15 protein-coding genes are annotated in these 17,660 nt (G+C 69.5%); 7 read left to right on the forward strand and 8 right to left on the reverse strand.

Going from position 1 to position 17,660, the window contains the following annotated elements; translation table 11 throughout:
* The first annotated feature begins 6 nt into the window (after positions 1-6).
* Positions 7-684: a YoaK family protein gene (locus tag KUA19_RS22460; RefSeq protein WP_217398573.1), complete on the forward strand. Its 678-nt coding sequence runs from the start codon at positions 7-9 to the stop codon at positions 682-684.
* Positions 685-956: 272 nt separating this feature from the next.
* Here the strand turns inward: KUA19_RS22460 and KUA19_RS22465 are convergent, their stop codons facing one another.
* The 6 genes from KUA19_RS22465 to KUA19_RS22490 form a co-directional block, all read right to left on the reverse strand.
* Positions 957-1,619, reverse strand: a complete 663-nt coding sequence (locus tag KUA19_RS22465) for a YesL family protein (RefSeq protein WP_217398574.1) — start codon at positions 1,617-1,619, stop codon at positions 957-959.
* 6 nt (positions 1,620-1,625) lie between these two features.
* Positions 1,626-2,480 (reverse strand): carbohydrate ABC transporter permease, encoded by an 855-nt coding sequence (locus KUA19_RS22470; protein ID WP_217398576.1) that lies wholly within the window; start codon positions 2,478-2,480, stop codon positions 1,626-1,628.
* On the reverse strand, positions 2,477-3,376 hold the full coding sequence (locus tag KUA19_RS22475; RefSeq protein ID WP_217398578.1) for a carbohydrate ABC transporter permease: 900 nt from the start codon (positions 3,374-3,376) through the stop codon (positions 2,477-2,479). Before KUA19_RS22475 ends, KUA19_RS22470 begins: the two co-directional genes overlap by 4 nt.
* A 62-nt stretch (positions 3,377-3,438) precedes the next feature.
* Positions 3,439-4,701, reverse strand: a complete 1,263-nt coding sequence (locus KUA19_RS22480) for an ABC transporter substrate-binding protein (protein ID WP_308167574.1) — start codon at positions 4,699-4,701, stop codon at positions 3,439-3,441.
* Positions 4,702-4,728: 27 nt separating this feature from the next.
* Positions 4,729-6,717, reverse strand: coding sequence for a DUF2264 domain-containing protein (locus KUA19_RS22485; RefSeq protein ID WP_217398580.1), 1,989 nt, complete (start codon positions 6,715-6,717; stop codon positions 4,729-4,731).
* Complete coding sequence (locus tag KUA19_RS22490; RefSeq protein ID WP_217398582.1) at positions 6,714-7,724, reverse strand: hydroxyacid dehydrogenase; 1,011 nt, start codon at positions 7,722-7,724, stop codon at positions 6,714-6,716. Before KUA19_RS22490 ends, KUA19_RS22485 begins: the two co-directional genes overlap by 4 nt.
* Before the next feature lie 276 nt (positions 7,725-8,000).
* On the opposite strand from KUA19_RS22490, the gene KUA19_RS22495 reads away from it, so the two are divergent.
* From KUA19_RS22495 to KUA19_RS22520, 6 genes are all read left to right on the forward strand, one after another.
* The gene (locus tag KUA19_RS22495) at positions 8,001-9,140 is read left to right on the forward strand and encodes a substrate-binding domain-containing protein (RefSeq protein ID WP_217398584.1); all 1,140 of its coding nucleotides are present in this window, start codon (positions 8,001-8,003) and stop codon (positions 9,138-9,140) included.
* A gap of 44 nt (positions 9,141-9,184) precedes the next feature.
* Positions 9,185-10,840, forward strand: a complete 1,656-nt coding sequence (locus KUA19_RS22500; protein WP_217398586.1) for a heparinase II/III family protein — start codon at positions 9,185-9,187, stop codon at positions 10,838-10,840.
* Between the two features lie 238 nt (positions 10,841-11,078).
* Entirely contained in the window at positions 11,079-12,203 is a 1,125-nt protein-coding gene (gene chvE, locus KUA19_RS22505; RefSeq protein ID WP_217398588.1) for a multiple monosaccharide ABC transporter substrate-binding protein, read from the forward strand.
* A gap of 59 nt (positions 12,204-12,262) precedes the next feature.
* Positions 12,263-13,795 (forward strand): multiple monosaccharide ABC transporter ATP-binding protein, encoded by a 1,533-nt coding sequence (mmsA, locus tag KUA19_RS22510; RefSeq protein WP_217398590.1) that lies wholly within the window; start codon positions 12,263-12,265, stop codon positions 13,793-13,795.
* A 5-nt stretch (positions 13,796-13,800) separates the two neighbouring features.
* A complete protein-coding gene (gene mmsB, locus KUA19_RS22515) occupies positions 13,801-15,063 on the forward strand; it encodes a multiple monosaccharide ABC transporter permease (protein WP_217398592.1) in 1,263 nt (420 codons plus the stop codon).
* A 351-nt stretch (positions 15,064-15,414) separates the two neighbouring features.
* A complete protein-coding gene (locus KUA19_RS22520) occupies positions 15,415-15,771 on the forward strand; it encodes a DUF2784 domain-containing protein (protein ID WP_217398594.1) in 357 nt (118 codons plus the stop codon).
* A 78-nt stretch (positions 15,772-15,849) separates the two neighbouring features.
* Here KUA19_RS22520 and KUA19_RS43005 read toward each other — a convergent pair whose 3' ends face one another.
* Together KUA19_RS43005 and KUA19_RS22530 are read right to left on the reverse strand one after the other, a co-directional pair.
* Positions 15,850-17,115, reverse strand: coding sequence for an RICIN domain-containing protein (locus tag KUA19_RS43005; protein WP_254549876.1), 1,266 nt, complete (start codon positions 17,113-17,115; stop codon positions 15,850-15,852).
* Positions 17,116-17,254: 139 nt separating this feature from the next.
* A partial coding sequence (locus tag KUA19_RS22530) for an RICIN domain-containing protein (protein ID WP_217398596.1) occupies positions 17,255-17,660 on the reverse strand: 406 nt, incomplete at its 5' end.

Below are 17,660 nucleotides of genomic sequence, written 5' to 3' on the forward strand. Positions count from 1 at the left end.
GAACCCATGGCCACCGCGCCCGATCATGGCCCGCTGCCCCGGATGCTGCTCGCGCTGACGGTGGTCAGCGGACTGGTCGACGCGTTCAGCTATCTGACCATGGGCCATGTGTTCGTGGCCAACATGACCGGCAACGTGGTGTTCTTCGGGTTCGCGCTGGCAGGCGTCGGCGGCATCTCGGTCAGGTCGAGCCTGGTCGCGATCGCGGCCTTCGTCGCCGGCGCCGCGATCGGCGGCAGGGCGGCCCGCGAGGCCCGCCCGCACCGGGGGCTGCTGGTGGCGGCGGCGTGCTCGATCCAGGCGGTCGTCTTCGCCGTCTCCGCGATCATCGTCACTCGTACCACCATGCGTTCGGAAGGTGTCACGCTGGCGCTGATCGCGTTGCTGGCGGTCGCGATGGGTGGGCAGAACGCGGTCGTGGGCAGGCTCGGCGTGCCGGATCTGACCACGACCGTGCTGACCAGGACCATGACCGGGCTGTTCGCCGAGCCGTCACCGATGGCGGTGCGGCTCAGGCGGCTCGCCTCGGTCGTGGCACTGATGATCGGCGCCTGGGCGGGCGGCATGCTGCTGCACTGGGTGGCGCTGTCAGCGCCGCTGTGGCTGGCCGCCTTCGTGGTGTTGGCGACAGCCGTCTCCGCCCTGATCCGGGCCCGACAGCCCGATGCGGCGTCGTGGCGCTGATCGACTCAGCCTGCGTCCGACCTCAAGGACCAGTGGTCTTGGCGATCATCGCCCATGATCGGCGTTACCGGTCAGGAACCGGGCTCCTGCCGATAGGGCGCGCAGCGAAGTGACCGGACGTCGCGATCTTCGAGGCAACCTCCGTCGATGATCGCTGTCGGCGGTCGAAAGCTGGGCTCACAGCCGAGATTCTGACCGCTGACAGCGATCAGCACCCATGATCACGGTGCCGGGGTGGGGACACGCCGTCGAACAGGTCCATAAGTTCATGATCAACGATGCAGAGGGGTGGGGGGTGTGGCGGGTTGGGGGTGGGTGAGGTGGCGGGTGTTGGCCCAGACCACGTAGAGGGCGGGGGCCGGGAGCAGGAACAGGCCGAGGGCTGGTTTGGTGACGACGGCGGCGGCGAGGACGGACAGGATGGCGAGGTTGGCCAAGCTGAGGATCCAGTGGCGGATCGACAGGTACGCGCAGGTCAGCAGCGTCTTGACCCGCCACCGGGCGCCCGTGGCCAGGAACGCGGTGGTGGTCGCGACGACGAGGGCGATGAGCAGCGCGAGCATCGGGGTCGTGGCGCCGAACGGGCCGCCGAGCGCGAGCTGGAAGTCGGCGGCCAGCACGATCACGAGTGCGGCCGCGACGGCGGCGGCGCCCAGGGACCGCCGGAACGAGGTCCGGTAGGCGATCCAGAAGGCCCGCCCGACCCGGTGTTCACCCTCGGCCAGCCCCTCGAACGCGGCGAAGGCGGCGGTGGCGGCCGGGCCGCAGAGGGCTGCCAGTGCGGTGAAGAACGGCCAGGCGGCCAGCGGATCGCCGCTGACCGACAGCGCTGCCAGCAGCGGCAGGCAGGCCGCGACCAGGCACAGGTTGAGCTTGAGTCCGGCGTACACCGTGTTGAAGACGGTGTCGTAGGGCAGGCGGGCCAGCAGTCGCATGTCGGGTCAGCCTTTCATGCCGGAGGTGGCGATGCCCTGGATGAAGTAGCGCTGGCCGAGCAGGAAGATGACCATGATCGGCAGTACGGACAGCACCGACCCCGTCATGATCATTGCGTAGTCGGCGTCGAACTGGCCCACGAACGACCGCAGTCCCAGCTGGATCGTCCACAGATCGTTGCTGGTCAGGTAGATGAACGGCCCCATGTAGTCGTTCCAGGTGTTGACGAACGTGAGCAGGGCCAGGCTCGCCAGCGCCGGTTTCGACAGCGGCAGGATGACCCGCGCCCAGATGCCGTACTCGTTGAGGCCGTCGACGCGGGCCGCCTCGCACAGCTCGTCCGGGATGGTCAGGTAGTACTGCCGCATCAGGAACACCCCGAACGCGCCGAACGCCTGCAGCAGGATCAGCGACCAGAAGGTGTCGGTCAGTTCCGCCTTCTGCATCAGGATGTACTGCGGGATCATGTACGCCTGCCACGGCACCGCGATCGTCGCGACGTACGCGAAGAACAGCGTGTCCCGGCCCCGGAAGCGCACCTTGGCGAAGCCGTACGCGGCGAAGCTGCCGGTCAGCACCTGCAGGAACGTGATGGCCAGGCTCAGCAGCACGGTGTTGCCCAGGTAGGTGCCCAGCGGGATCTTCGCCCAGATGTCGGCGAAGTTGTGCCACTGGAAGTCCTTCGGGATCCACCGGATGGGGATGGTGAAGACCTCGTTGTTGCGTTTGAGCGAGGCGCCGATCATCCACACGAAGGGCACCAGGATCGCCGCGGCGAGCGCGATCAGCAACGCGTACAGGAGGATGCGCCGCAGCAGCGGGATCGGTCCGCGCGCCGGGCGCGTCGCGGCGGTGGTCATCGGCGCTCCCCTCGGTTGTTGAACCAGAACTGGATCAGGGTCAGGACCAGCACGAGCAGGAACAGCACCAGCGAGATCGCCGAGGCGTAGCCGAACTCGCCCTCGATGATGCCCCGACGGTAGATCTGCTGGGAGAGCACGAGCGTGGCCCGCCCTGGGCCGCCGTCGGTCATGACGACGACGAGGTCGAAGACCTTGAAGCTCTGCACGGTCAGCAGGATCAGCACGAGGAAGGTCACCGGCCGCAGTCCGGGCAGGGTGACGGCCCGGAAACGCTGCCACGGTCCGGCGCCGTCGACCCGGGCGGCCTCATAGTGCTCCTGCGGGATCGCCTGCAGCCCGGCCAGGAACAGGATCATGTAGTAGCCCATGTCGCGCCATACGCTGGTGAGGATGACAGCGGGCATGGCCCAGTCGGTGCTGGTGGTCCAGCCGGGCGGCTGGTCCACGCCGAGGAACTGCAGGAACTGGTTGACCGGCCCGAAACTCGGGTTGAACAGCATGTTCCACACGACGGCGACGGCCACCATCGAGGTGACGTACGGGAAGAACGCCGCGGCCCGGAAGAACCCGACCCCGGCGACCTTCCGGTTGAGCAGCAGCGCCAGCGCCAGCGCGGCGAGCGCGGTCAGCGGCACGTGCCCCAGCGCGTAGAAGGCGGTGTTGCGCAGTGCCACCTTGGTGGACTCGTCGTTCAGCATCCGCTCGAAGTTGCGCAGGCCGATCCACTCCGGCGGGTTGTACGAGTCCCAGTCCATGAACGACAGGACGAACGCCGCGAGCACCGGTACGAGGGTGAGCAGCGCGAAGCCGAGGAAGTTCGGCAGGATGAAGCTCCAGCCGATGAGCGTGGTGCGCAGGCCGCGCCTGGAGCGCGCGGTGGGCAGGTCTGCCATGTCGTCCTTCCGGGGATCGCGGGCGGCGCCGGGCAGCGCCGCCCGCGAACCTGGGCCTGGGGTCAGTTGACCTCGTTCTTGACGCGGGTCTCCATCTCCTTGATCCCGTCGTCGATGGTCTTCTCCTTGGTCATGATCAGCTGGTGTTCCTCGGCCAGGATCGTGTCCACCTTCGCGGTCTTGTCGCTGGTCGGCATCTCCGGGTTGACCTTGTCCGGCGCGAACGCCTTCTTGGACAGGTCGTCGGTGGGCATGCCGGGCAGCGCGAAGTACTGGGTGCGGATCTCATCGCTCTGGTACGCGGGCACCACGCCGATCCCGGCGATCGCCTTGGCGCCTTCGAGGGAGCTGGCGAACTCGGCGAACTTCTGCGCCGCCGCCGCGTGCTTGGCCTTCTTGTTCACCGCGAACGCGGTCGGCGCCCCGAACGTGGTGACTCCGGTGGTGCCGGCGCGCTGCGGCATGGGCGCGATGCCCCAGTCGACGTCGGTGGTGCCCGCCTTCTTGTCGGCCAGGATCTTCGCGATGAACCAGCTGCCCATCGGCACCATCGCGGCCTTGCCCGTCTCGAACATCGAGGCGTAGCCGGTCTTCTGGGTGACCGCGGTGCCGAAGTCGAGGGTCGCCCCTGCCTCCTGCAGCGCGAGCGCGGTGCGGTACTGGTCGGCGAGGAACTTGTAGTCGCCGCCGAGCTGGTCGCCGCCGGTCTGCGCGGCCGCGATGGCGTGCACGATCGACCGCCACACGTGCTGGTAGGCGCCGTAGACCTTGCTCTCGCCGCTGCCCGAGGTCAGCTTCTTGGCCAGCTCGACGTACTGGTCCCAGGTGAGGTTCGTCGGGTACGGCTGCTTGGCGTTGTCGAACAGCTTCTTGTTGTAGTACAGCACCCAGAAGTCCTGCCGGTACGGCAGCGCGTAGTACTTGCCGCCCTGCTCGTACGCCTCCAGCCCGGCGAGCTTGCCGCCCTGCGCCGTGGCCGACGCGGTGAGGTCCTGCAGCTGGCCGCGGCCGGAGAAGCGCACGTAGTCGGCCAGCGTCTTCATGGTGATGACGTCGGTGGTGTCGCCACCGGCGAGCATCGTGGTGACCTTGGTCGGATAGTCGGCGGCCAGGATGTCGACCGGCTTGACGGTGATGTCGGGGTTCGCCTTGTGGAAGGCGTCGAACAGGGTCTGGAACTCAGGCGTGGACGCCAGGCTCCAGACGGCGACAGTGAGCTCGACGGGCCCGGTCTCGGCGTTGTCGTCGCCGGAGCCGCACGCGGTCAGCGGCAACAGCGCGGCCATCGCCAGGCCTACCGCCGCCAGCATCTTCCTTCTGATCACGAACGTTCCTTCCAACAGGACGGCCGCTCACGCGGCGCGGGACAGGTTCTGTGCGTGGTGGTGCGGGCCGGTGGACGGCACGGGCAGCGCCGCCGTCGTGGTGACCCGGTCGGGCCACGTGACCCGGACGACCGGCGCGTCCTCGGGTCCGGAGACATCTGCCAGCGGCGGTTGTCCGCCGCCGTTGAGTGAGAAGGCCGCGACGTGCCAAAACCCTTGTCCGGGTATGGCCTGAAGCCACGGAATCGCGGTCCATTCCCCCAGCGGGCCCGCGTCCCGGGCCAGCCGTACCCCGGCCGCGTCCAGCCCGCGCAGTCCAGCCGCGGTCGAGCTGAGCGAGACGCCGGTGACCTCGGCGAAAGCCGGTCCGTCGACGCGGACCGGTGCGGCCTCGGCCGGAACCGGCCAGCCGCCCAGGCGCAGCGCGGTCACCCGCGCCCAGCCGGGTGCGTCGGCCGGGTCGACGTGCACGGCGCGGACCTCCCAGGCGCCGCGGACCAGCGACACCGTGGTGACGGTGCCCGCGTCGACGGCCTGGCCCGGCAGCCCGTTCCCGTGGTCCGGGGCGGTCCGGTCGGGTTCGACCCAGTGGCAGCGGGCGCGGGAGGCCAGCACCGCGGCCTCGCCGTCGTCGGTCAGCCGCACGTCGAGGGTGGTGAAGCCGCTGCGGTGGGTGGCCCGGCCGTCGGCGTCGAGCAGCACCACCGACTGGTCGAACGGCTGGTCCCAGCCGTCGTCGTCCATCAGTGGCGCGGTCGCGGTGGAGTACGCCAGCCGCGCGTACAGCGGGGAGTCGGTGGTGCGGGCGCCGGGGCGGGCGTGGTCGGTGCCGTGGTTGTAGACCCGTACGACACCGTCGGCCCTGGTCGCGGCCACCGCCCAGCCGGGCGCCGGGACGACGGCGAGTTGGTCCTCCCGCTCCACCGGCAGCGGCTGCTCGACGGCGGTCCACACCGGATGGTCGGCGGGCAGGGCCAGACCCAGCATCCCCTTCGCCGCCCAGTACGGCGAGGCGGGCCCGGAGTAGCGCTGAGCCATGCGCCGCCACGGGTGGAACCAGCCCAGGGTGAGCAGTCCGTCGGTGTCGGGGGCGCCCCGGTCGGCGAAGTGCTTGACGATCCCGGACGCCGCCCGCCGCAGCAGGCCGGGGTCGAGCGCGTCGGAGCCCGCCACGGCACCGGCCCAGAACGGCGCGGCCGCCGCGAACCGGTACACCAGGCTGCGGCCCTGCAGCAGCGGCGAGCCGTCCGCCCCGACCAGGCGCACCGCGTCGAGCAGGAACCCGTCGAGGCGGCGCCGATATTCGGGCAGCCTGGGCGCGGCCTGCTCGGCCGCTCCCGACATGCGGGCCCACAGGATCGGGTAGAGGTGCAGCGCCCAGCCGACGTAGTGGTCGTAACTGCGCTCGTCGCCGTCGCTGTACCAGCCGCCGTCGCGCCCGAACGACTCGTGCCGGGCCAGGTCGGCCTCCATGTCCGCAAGCGACCAAGGGCCGCCGACCGAGGACAGGAACTGCTCCACCACGATGCGGAACCACGCCCAGTTGTTCTGCGGGTACGTGTGGTCGCCGACGACCTGGGCGAAGTAGTCCACGACGCGTTCCTGGACACCGGAGTCGAGCCGGTCCCACAGCCACGGCCGGGTCAGGTCGAGGATCAGCGCGATCGAGGCCGCCTCGACCTTCGCCTGGCCGTGCTCATTCGGCGTCACCCAGCGCTCCGGCGAGGTCGGATCGGTGCCCGCGGCGATGCCGCGCGCGTACCGTTCCAGCAGGTTGCCGGGGTCGCGTCCCTGCTCGCCCGTGATGCGGAAGCCCGCGAGCAGGAAGGTCCGCGCGAACCCCTCCAGGCCGTCGACCGCGGTCCCGTAGCCGCCGGGTGCCCCCGGCGGGGTGATCCGGGCGCCGGTGGGCGAGGCGTGCCGCCAGGCGGCGTCGAGCATCCGGTCGGCCAGCGCCGCCCAGTCGGCGCGGGTCCAGCCGGTGTACGGCGAGATGCTCGTGTTTCGCTCGCTCATGCGATGACCTCCAGGGCCGCGCTGGTGACGGCGTCCAGCGCGGGTTCGCCGTGGACGTAGCGTTCCAGCTCGTCGAGGGCGTGGGCGCTGAGCCGCCGGGTCTCCGAGCCCAGCGAGCCCGCGATGTGCGGCGTGATCATGACGTTGGGCAGTTGGGCCAGCAGCGATCCGGCGGGCAGCGGCTCGGGGTCGGTGACGTCCAGGATGGCGTTGAGCCGACCGGTGGCGCACTCGCGCTCCAGCGCTGCGGTGTCGAGCACCGCGCCGCGCGCGGTGTTGACCAGGGTCGCGCCGTCGGGCAGCAGGGCCAGCTCGCGAGCGCCGATGGCGTGCCGGGTCTGCGGCAGTTCGGGCAGGTGCAGCGAGACGATCTCCGAGGCGGCCAGCAGCGTGTCCAGGTCGACCAGACGGCCGCCGACGGCGGCGACGGCGGCCGGATCGGCGTACGGGTCGGTGACGAGGACTTCGGCGGTGTCGAGGGTGCGCAGGCGTTCGACCACGCGGCGGCCGATCCGGGAGAAGCCGACGATGCCGATGACGCGGCCGTGGTTGGAGAGGTCCTCCCGGTGGTGCACCGCCTCCCAGTCGGCCGGGCGCAGCCGCGACTCGGCGGCCAGCACGTGCGCCTTCTTGCCCGCGAAGACGATCGCCGCGAAGGTGAACTCGGCCACCGGGGTGGCGTTGGCCGCCGCCGCGCTGGTGACCAGGATGCCGCGCCGCCAGACCTCGTCGGAGACCAGGCCGCGTACGCTGCCGGCGCAGTGCAGCACGGCCCGCAGCCGGGGTGCGGCGTCCAGCCGGGGCGGGGTCAGCCGCGGGCAGCCCCAGGAGGTGAGCAGCACCTCTGTCTCGGCCAGGCGGGCCCGGGTGTGCGGCGCGTCGAGGTCGTCGGACCAGATCGGATCGCCGAGGTCGGCCAGCGACCGCAGCCGCCGCAGTTCCTGCGGTCCGAACTGGATCCGGAACGTCTCAGGCTGCATCACGAGCAGTGCCTGCGGACGATGCATGCGGGGCGACCCTCCGAGTTTCTTTGTCGTACTGCTATGTTCGTTTATGTTCGTTCGAACAAGTGCAGTGAGTAGAACAGCGCGAAGAACTGCACGACAAGTACTCGTTACCGAGCTGTAATACGAAAAGGCATTGTGCCTGGTCTTCTCTTCTGTTCGAATTTGTTCGTTTGACCTTGCGGGAGGGTTGGCGGAGCCACACCGGGTCAGGGCCGGTGAAGCTCAGCAGTCCGTGCACAATCGAGCCCGACGCGCGCACACCATGGAGGTCCATAAGTGACCCTGCCCGAGCCCCCGCTGCTGGCGGCCCAGCGCCGCGAGCGGCTCCTGGCCGACCTGCACGCCCACGGCTCGCTGCGGGTCAGCGAGATCGCCCGCGCCCTGGGCGTCACCACCGTCACCGTGCGCCGCGACATCGCCCAGCTCGTCGACGAGGGCGCCATCGAACGGGTGCACGGCGGCGTCCGGCTGCCCCGCGGCACCGAGACCCAACCGCACGTCACCGCCGCGGTGGAGGATCCGGCCAGGCTCGCGGGCACCGACGAGGCGACCCTGCCCGCTGTCGGCATGGTCGTGCCGTCCCTGGACTACTACTGGCCCGAGATCATCCGAGGAGCCAGCGACGCGGCGCCCGACGCGGGCGTACGCCTCGTGCTGCGCGGCTCCTCCTATGACGACGTCGCCGACGTGCGCCGCCAGACGTCCTGGCTGGTGGACACCGTCGGCGTGCAGGGCCTGCTGATCGCGCCGCCCACCCTCGGCGAGGAGGCCGCCACCCTGATCACGTGGCTGGCCGGGTTGGCCGTCCCGGTGGTGTTCGTCGAGCGCACCGCCACCGTCGGGCCCTACCACGAGTACGTCGAGTCCGTCTCCACCGACCACGCGTTCGGCGCGAGCCTGGCCGTGCGGCATCTGGCGGCCGAGGGGCACCGGCGGGTCGGCTTCCTCGCCTCGGGCAGCAGCCCCACCACGCCCGCGGTGCAACGTGGCTGGAAGCGGACCGCCGCCGAACTGGGCCTCGAACTGGACGGCACCCCGGAGGTGATCTGCGCCGACCACCGCGTGCCGAGCTGGAGCGACGACGTCGGTCGCGCCATCGAGGCGTGCACCGCCACCGGCACCACCGCACTGCTGGTGCACTCCGACCGGGAGGCGATCTCGCTGGTCGCCCGGTGCGAGGATCGCGGCATCCAGGTCCCCCGCGACCTGGCCGTGGTCGCCTACGACGACGAGATCGCGGGCCTGACCAACCCCGCCCTGAGCGCGATCCGCCCGGCGAAGTACACCATCGGCGAGACCGCGATGCAGCTGCTGTCCAAACGCATGCAGGACGGTCCGGGCCGACCCGTGCACCGGGTGCGGATCAGCCCGCAGCTGATCGTGCGCGACTCCAGCCGGGTCCACGCGCGCCCGTGACCGCCGGGGGTGCGCCCGGGGCGGGCGCGGAGTATGGTCCCCGCATGCCGGAAAGCGGTTTCCCTCGCCCGGTCGGCGCGCTCGCCTCGCTGCTGCGGGACCTCCGCAGCGCCGCCGACGGCGACCCCATGCCCGAGCTCAGCTACTCGGCGTACCGCGACTTCTTCGACACCGGCAACCGCATCCGGTACGAACGCCGGTACTTCCGCCGCCGCGCCCGCCTGGCCGCCCGCGCCGCCCAGGCACTGCTCGACCCGGCCACCGATCTCGGCCCGCTGGCCGACACGCTGTGGTCGGTGTGCGACGAGTACACCTGGGCGCTGCCCGCGCACGTGCGCCCCGACGGCGACCCGACCCGGTGTCTGGACCTGTTCGCCGCCGAGACCGCGCACACCCTGGCCGAGACCGTCGCCGCGCTGCGCGACCGCCTCGACCCCCGGGTCGCCGACCGGGTACGGGCCGAAGTGGACCGCCGCGTGTTCGCGCCGTTCACCGAGGCGCTGCCGCTGAGCTGGGAGGGGTCCGGCAACAACTGGGAGGCGGTATGCGCGGGCGCGGTCGGCATGGCCGCGCTGGCCCTGCTGGGCGACGCCCCGGCGCAGAGCTCACGGCTGGCGGCGATGCTCGACCGCAGCCGCCGGGCGATGGACCGCTACCTGGCCGGGTTCGGCGACGACGGCGGCTGCGCCGAGGGCGTGGACTACTGGGTCTACGGATTCGGCTACTTCACCTACTTCGCCGAGGCGCTACGGGCCCATACCGGCGAAGACCTGATGGCGGCACCGAAGGTGCGCCAGATCGCGGCCTTCCCGCACCGGGCGGCACTGGGGGCGGGCGCCCACGTCCCGTTCTCCGACGCCTCCGAGCGACCGTGGCTGCCGGCCGGGCTGCTCACCCGGCTCGCCGAACGGTTCGGCACGCCACCGGCGCGGGTCATACCGTCGTTACACGACGATCATTGCTACCGGTGGGGCCACCTGTCGCGTACCCTCGCCTGGTTCCGGCCAATCGAAGCGCCCGCGGCCACCGAGCCGGTGAGCTTCCTGCCCGACCTCGGCTGGGTGATCCAGCGCGGCCGGTTCGCGTTCGCGGCCAAGGGCGGCCACAACGACGAGCCGCACAACCACAACGACCTGGGCCACTTCATCCTGCACACGCACGGCGAGAGCGTGCTGGACGACCTCGGCGCGGGCGAGTACACCGCCGACTACTTCGGCCCACGCCGCTACGACTCGCTCCAGCCGTCGGCGCGCGGACACTCCGTCCCGGTCATCGACGGCCAGGCACAGCTGCCTGGGCCGCACCGGGCGGCGAGGATCCTGCGCTACGCTACCGACGGCGACACGACCTGCTTCGACCTCGATCTGACCACGGCGTACGAGGTGGCCGGGCTGCGGTCGCTGATCCGCCGCTTCCGCTGGTCGCCCGTCGGGCGGCTGGAGCTCGTCGACGAGATCGTGGTGGAGCGGCCGCTGCGAGTCGAGGAGATGTTCATCAGCCGTCGCCGGCCGTCGTTCACGCCTGGCACCGCGGACTGGGGCGGCCTCGTCACCCTCTCCCACGACTGCCCGGAGACGACGCTGGAAGAGGTGGTCCCCACGAACCACCAGGCCCTGCCGGACCCGGTGTACCGGCTGCGCTGCGCCATGACCGCCGCGACCGGACGGTCGACCCTTCGGTTCGTGTTCGACCTGACCTGAGCAGTCCCCGCCCGCCCAGGCGTTCGGCGCGCGTGGCGCCGCACGACGCCTTCGAGGACTCGCGCTGTAACCCAACCGTTACCCGGTGGCCATTGACCCGGACCACTTTCGCAGCAAAACATGTGAGCGTTAACAATTCCCCCTACTTCTTATATACACCCCCACTCGGTTGTGTATGTGAGCGCTAACACTCGCCGCTTCCGGGCGCCGCGGGTCGTTCCTGTCGTGAAGGAGTGAGATGAAGATCGCGAAGCTGGCCGCAGCCGCGGTAGGCCTGATCGTCGTCACGGGCCTGGCCGCCTGTGGCTCCAGCACCAAGACCGTTGACCAGGAGCAGGCGGGCGGCACGGCCGGCGCGCTGGTGGGCGTGACCATGCCGACGAGATCGTCGGAGCGATGGATCCACGATGGAGAGAACCTCAAGAGCCAGCTCGAGGCCCTCGGCTACAAGGTCGACCTGCAGTACGCCGAGAACGACATCCCCACCCAGGTGAACCAGATCGAGAACCAGATCACCAAGGGCGCGAAGCTGCTGGTCATCGCCTCGATCGACGGCACGGCCATCACCACGCAGCTGCAGGAGGCGGCGGACAAGCACATCCCGGTCATCGCCTACGACCGTCTGATCCGCAAGTCGCCGAACGTCGACTACTACGCCACCTTCGACAACTACAAGGTGGGCGTGCAGCAGGCGACGTCGCTGCTGGTCGGTCTGGGGCTGAAGAAGGCGGACGGCTCGGACGGGACCGCCAAGGGGCCGTTCAACATCGAGCTGTTCGCGGGCTCGCCGGACGACAACAACGCGACGTTCTTCTTCAACGGCGCCATGGACACCCTGAAGCCCTTCATCGACAAGGGCACGCTGGTCGTCAAGAGCGGCGAGACGGATTTCAAGACCGTCGCGATCCTGCGCTGGGACCCGGCGACCGCCCAGCGGCGGATGGAGGACCTGCTCACCAAGACCTACGCCAAGGGCGCCAAGGTCCAGGGTGTGCTGTCGCCCTACGACGGCCTGTCCATCGGCATCCTGTCCGCGCTGAAGAGCAGCGGCTACGGCACCGCGGGCCAGCCGTACCCGATCGTGACCGGGCAGGACGCCGAGGTCGCCTCGGTCAAGTCGATCATCGCGGGTGAGCAGTACGCCACGATCTACAAGGACACCCGCGAGCTGGCGAAGGTCACCGTGAAAATGGCCGACGCGGTGCTCAAGGGCGGCACGCCGGAGGTCAACAACACCAAGGACTACGACAACGGCGTCAAGGTCGTTCCGTCGTACCTGCTCGAGCCGGTGGTGGTCTACAAGGACAACTACAAGGCGACTCTGATCGACACGGGTTACTACACCGAGGACCAGCTCAAGTAACCGCACTCGCCCGGCCGGTCCGCCCGGCCGGGCGCCCCACCCCCGCCAGGAGGATGGCCTTGACCGACGTGATCCTGCAGATGCGCGACATCACCAAGACGTTCCCGGGGGTGACCGCGCTCAAGGATGTCAACCTCACGGTCGGCCGCGGCGAGATCCACGCGATCTGCGGCGAGAACGGCGCCGGCAAGTCGACCCTGATGAAGGTGCTGTCGGGCGTCTACCCGCACGGCTCATACACCGGTGAGATCACTTTCGACGGGCAGCCGTGCCGGTTCTCCGGCATCCGCGACAGCGAGCACGTCGGCATCGTGATCATCCATCAGGAGCTGGCGCTGTGCCCGAACCTGTCGATCGCGGAGAACCTGTTTCTGGGCAACGAACGCGCCTCCAGGGGCGTCATCGACTGGAACCGCACCCACGCCCAAGCCGCGCGGCTGCTGGAGCGCGTGGGGCTGCGGGAGAACCCGGCCACGCTCGCGATGGACCTCGGCGTCGGCAAGCAGCAACTGGTCGAGATCGCCAAGGCGCTGTCCAAGCGCGTACGGCTGCTCATTCTCGACGAGCCGACCGCCGCGCTCAACGACGAGGACTCCGCGCACCTGCTCGACCTGCTGCGCGGGCTGCGCGAGCAGGGCATCACCTGCGTCATCATCTCGCACAAGCTGAACGAGATCGAGGCGATCGCCGACGCCACCACGATCCTGCGCGACGGACGCACCATCGAGACCCTCGACATGAAGCACGACGTGGTCACCGAGGACCGCATCATCTCGGGCATGGTCGGCCGGGACCTGGAGCACCGGTTCCCCGAGCACGTGCCGAACATCGGCGACGAGGTGCTGCGCATCGAGGACTGGACCGTGCACAGCCCCACCCAGCACGGCCGGGTCGTGGTCTCCGGGGCCAACCTCAGTCTGCGCCGGGGCGAGATCGTGGGGCTGGCCGGGCTGATGGGCGCCGGTCGCACCGAGCTCGCGATGAGTGTCTTCGGCCGCAGCTACGGCATCGGCATCTCCGGCCGGATCTTCAAGAACGGGCGCGAGGTCCAACTGAAGACGGTGGGCGACGCGATCCGCCACGGCATCGCGTACGCCACCGAGGACCGCAAGCGCTACGGCCTGAACCTGATCGAAGACGTCAAGCGCAACGTGTCGGCGGCCGCGCTGGGCAAGCTGGCCAGCCGAGGCTGGATCGACGAGAACGCGGAGTACCGGGTCGCGGACGGGTTCCGCGCGAGCATGAACATCAAGGCCCCCAACGTCTCGGCGATCACGGGCAAGCTCAGCGGCGGCAACCAGCAGAAGGTCGTGCTGTCGAAGTGGCTGTTCACCGACGCCGACGTGCTCATCCTCGACGAGCCCACGCGCGGCATCGACGTGGGCGCCAAGTACGAGATCTATTCGATCATCAACCAGATGGCCGACCAGGGCAAAGCGGTGCTGGTCATCTCCTCCGAACTGCCCGAGCTGTTGGGGATCTGCGACCGCGTGTACGCGATGTCCGCCGGCCGCATCACCGGCCAGCTCGACCGCGCGCAGGCATCACCCGAGCGCCTCATGCAGTACATGACCAAGGTGAAGGAGCAGTAGCAGCGATGACCGGTGTCGGACCCTACGCCGCCGTACCGACGGCGACCGCGGACCAGACGGCGAACCCCGCGGCGCCCGTCCGGCTCGGCGGGCGCCTGTTCTCGGCCAACCTGCGCCAGAACGGCATCTACATCGCGTTCGCGCTGATCATCCTGCTGTTCTCCGTCCTCACCGGCGGCGACCTGCTCGCGCCGCAGAACATCTCGAACCTGGTGGTCCAGAACTCCTACATCCTGATCCTCGCCATCGGCATGATCCTGATCATCATCGCCGGGCACATCGACCTGTCGGCGGGCTCGGTCGTCGCCGTCACCGGCGCGGTCTCCGCTGTCCTCATGGTCAACAACGATGTGCCCTGGCCGCTGGCCATCCTGATCACGCTGATCTGCGGCGGCCTGATCGGCGCCTGGCAGGGATACTGGGTGGCGTACTTCGGCATACCCGCGTTCATCGTCACCCTGGCGGGCATGCTGGTGTTCCGGGCGCTGACCCTCGCCGTGCTGAGCAACCAGGGCATCGGGCCGTTCCCGGACGCGGTGAGCACGATCGCCAACGGCTTCATGCCGACCTACCTGGGCAACATCGGCCTCGGCCCGCTCGACGGCGCCGACCTGTTCACCCTCCTGATCGGGCTGGCCTTCGTCGCCGGGATCATCGTCACGCAGTGGCGCGGCCGCGCCGGCCGGGCGCGTCATGGCCAGAGCGTCGAGCCGACGGTCCTGTTCGTCGTCAAGCTCGTGATCGCCGCGGTCGTCGTGATGACCGTCATCGTGCAGCTGGCCCGCTTCAAGAACCTGCCCTGGGTCCTGGTGCTGCTCGCGGTGCTCGTGCTGGCGTACTCGCTGCTGACCGACCGGGTCGTGTTCGGCCGCCACATCTATGCGATCGGCGGGAACCTCAACGCGGCGACACTGTCCGGCATCAAGGTCAAGTCGGTCACGTTCTGGCTGTTCGTCAACATGGGTGTGCTCGCGGCGATCGCGGGCATGGTGTTCGCCGGTCGGCTCAACCAGGCCGGACCGACCGCCGGCACCGGGTTCGAGCTGGACGCCATCGCCGCGGCGTTCATCGGCGGGGCGGCCGTGCAGGGTGGCGTCGGCCGGGTCACTGGTGCGATCACCGGCGGGCTCATGATGGGCGTCATCAACAACGGCATGTCCCTCATCGGCGCGCCGAGCGAGCAGGTGATGCTGTTCAAGGGGTTGGTGCTGCTGGCCGCGGTCGCGTTCGACGTCTTCGCCAAGCGCCGCGCCGGGACCGCATCGTGAGCGGCCGGTTCGGCGCGCGAATTCATCGGCAGCGCGGACATCGACAACTCCGCGTCCGCCGACGGCACCCAGGCCCAGCTGTGGGCCTGCAACGGTGGTGGCCACCAGACCTGGACGTACCCGGCGGGACAGCTCACGTGTGATGTTCGTTGCCTCTCGGGACTTCGCTGGGAACACGGCCGGTACTGCTGTTCGCCAGCAGCGTGCTCGGCATCGTGGCGTTCTGGACCGTCCTTCGGCTCCGCACACTGACCGCGAACTCGCTCCCGCCCGTGTGGTCAGGCGACATCGCCGACCAGGGTGGGGGGCGGGCGGCGGGGCCGCCGCGGTGGTGCGGGCGGACAATGGAGCATGGCCTATCGGACGCTCGCCGACGCCACCGTGGCGGTGCACTTAGCCTTCCTCGCGTATGTCGTCACCGGCGGTTTCCTGGCCTGGTGGCGGTCGTGGCTGATCTGGCCCCACCTGGCCGCCGCAGCCTGGGGCTTCGCCACCGTGGTGTTGCGTCTCAAGTGCCCGCTGACGTACGTCGAGGACTGGGCCCGCCGCCGCGCCGGCGGGCAGGGTCTGAGCCGGGGCTTCATCGACACCTACCTGAGCGGCGTGGTGTATCCCGAGCGCTACACCGTTCATCTACAGGTTCTGGCCGCGGCCCTGGTCCTGACCTCGTGGCTCGGTTACCTGCGCCACCACGGCCGGGTCTCCTGATCGCGACCCGGCGTCGAGCCGGATGCGGTGGGGTGCCCGTCGGTCGACGGGCACCCCACCGCTACGCGGGTCGGTGACCTAGACCTGGGTGCGGGACCACTGCTGGTTGGTGCCGCCGCCGCAGGTGTACTGCTGGATGTCGGCACCATCGGCCGTGGACGCGCTCACCACGTCCAGGCACTTGCCGCTGTGCCGAGCCCGCAGCTGGAAATAACCGCCCGTGGCCACCCACTGCCACTGCTGGTTGGTCCCACCGCCACAGGTGTACTGAATGACGTTGCCCCCGTCCGCCGTCGACGCCCCAGCCACGTCCAGACACTTGCCGCTGACCAGGCTCACCAACCGGTAATAGCCGCCCCCCGCGTCCTGGAACTGCCACTTCTGGTTCGCTCCCCCGTTCCAGGCGTACTGCTTGACCTCGGCACTGTTGGCCGTCGACCCCCCGACCACGTCCATCACCTTCCCGCTGTGACGAGCGGTGATCTGGTAATAGGGGGCGGCGGCCGGCAGTGCCGCCACCGGCAGGACGGTGCCGTGCCGGCAGCCCGCGCAGGCCACACTGCTCAGGCCGGACCAGCTGTTGAGATCGGAGCTGGTGGCAGACCAGATCCCACCGTTGGTGTACTTGTCCACGTAGATGCGCCAGGTGCCGTTCGCCAGCTGGGTCACCGCCGGCCCCTCGTACCCGGAGGTCCACAGGCTGCCCGCCGAAGTCCATCCGCTGGTCAGGCTCGTCGTGCTGGTCCAGTGCTCGATGTACTTCGAGGTCTCGTTCTTGACGAAGGCGTGGTAGGTGCTACCGGAGCGCACCACGAACGTGTCGATGTGGTTGGCGTCCAGCCCGCCCATCGCCGCCGGCCCGCTCCATGAGGTCAGCGCGCTGTTCTGGGCGGTGTAGACGTATGGCCGGAAGCAGTTCGAGCAGGTGGTCTGCGCGACGCTCGCGATGACCCGTACCGTGCTGCCCTCGACGTAGAACTCGGGCGCCCAGGTGAACTTGGTGTCCGCGATGCCCGAGTTGACGCTCGCCACGTGCTGCCAGGTGGTCAGGTTCGTGCTGGAGGCGATGTTGAAGTAGGTGGAGTTCGTGGTCCAGGACTGGACGGTGTAGGCGATGAAGTAGGTGCCGTTGTGGTTGATGATGCTCGGGTCGCGCAGGACGCCGGACGGCCCCTGGTAGTTCGTGTCGGCGAAGGTGGTGAAGTTGGTCCCGTCGGTCGACTGGTAGACCCACAGCTCCTGGTCGGCCGCACCGTCGCCCCTGAACGTGGCGTAGAGGTAACCGCTGGCGGCGGCCGCGGGCGAGGCGACCGCGACGAGGCCGCCGCCGACGAGGAGCAGCATGCCTGCCAGCCGGGCTGTCCACCGTGCGAGTGGTGTTCCGGGTCTTGTCATGCGTGAGTTCACGCTTGCCTCCAAAGGTTTTCAGGGGGCGGTGATCACCCTGCATGCGGGTGATCACCGCAGGACGGCGGGTGATGTGCTACGCAGCGGTGCGGGACCACTGCTGGTTGGTGCCACTGCCGCAGGCGTACTGCTGGATGTCGGCACCGTCGGCCGTGGACGCGCTCACCACGTCCAGGCACTTGCCGCTGTGCCGAGCCCGCAGCTGGAAATAACCGCCCGTGGCCACCCACTGCCACTGCTGGTTGGTCCCACCGCCACAGGTGTACTGAATGACGTTGCCCCCGTCCGCCGTCGACGCCCCAGCCACGTCCAGACACTTGCCGCTGACCAGGCTCACCAACCGGTAATAGCCGCCCCCCGCGTCCTGGAACTGCCACTTCTGGTTCGCTCCCCCGTTCCAGGCGTACTGCTTGACCTCGGCACTGTTGGCCGTCGACCCCCCGACCACGTCCATCACCTTCCCGCTGTGACGAGCGGTGATC

This window comes from Catellatospora tritici (genome assembly GCF_019083965.1).
Classification (GTDB): domain Bacteria; phylum Actinomycetota; class Actinomycetes; order Mycobacteriales; family Micromonosporaceae; genus Catellatospora; species Catellatospora tritici.

Coding starts and splice junctions, on each gene's coding strand:
- KUA19_RS22460 (WP_217398573.1), top strand. CDS start 7: ATGGCCACCGCGCCCGATCATGGCCCGCTGCCCCGGATGCTGCTCGCG.
- KUA19_RS22465 (WP_217398574.1), bottom strand. CDS start 1,619: ATGCGACTGCTGGCCCGCCTGCCCTACGACACCGTCTTCAACACGGTG.
- KUA19_RS22470 (WP_217398576.1), bottom strand. CDS start 2,480: ATGACCACCGCCGCGACGCGCCCGGCGCGCGGACCGATCCCGCTGCTG.
- KUA19_RS22475 (WP_217398578.1), bottom strand. CDS start 3,376: ATGGCAGACCTGCCCACCGCGCGCTCCAGGCGCGGCCTGCGCACCACG.
- KUA19_RS22485 (WP_217398580.1), bottom strand. CDS start 6,717: ATGAGCGAGCGAAACACGAGCATCTCGCCGTACACCGGCTGGACCCGC.
- KUA19_RS22490 (WP_217398582.1), bottom strand. CDS start 7,724: ATGCATCGTCCGCAGGCACTGCTCGTGATGCAGCCTGAGACGTTCCGG.
- KUA19_RS22500 (WP_217398586.1), top strand. CDS start 9,185: ATGCCGGAAAGCGGTTTCCCTCGCCCGGTCGGCGCGCTCGCCTCGCTG.
- chvE (WP_217398588.1), top strand. CDS start 11,079: ATGAAGATCGCGAAGCTGGCCGCAGCCGCGGTAGGCCTGATCGTCGTC.
- mmsB (WP_217398592.1), top strand. CDS start 13,801: ATGACCGGTGTCGGACCCTACGCCGCCGTACCGACGGCGACCGCGGAC.
- KUA19_RS22520 (WP_217398594.1), top strand. CDS start 15,415: ATGGCCTATCGGACGCTCGCCGACGCCACCGTGGCGGTGCACTTAGCC.
- KUA19_RS43005 (WP_254549876.1), bottom strand. CDS start 17,115: ATGCTGCTCCTCGTCGGCGGCGGCCTCGTCGCGGTCGCCTCGCCCGCG.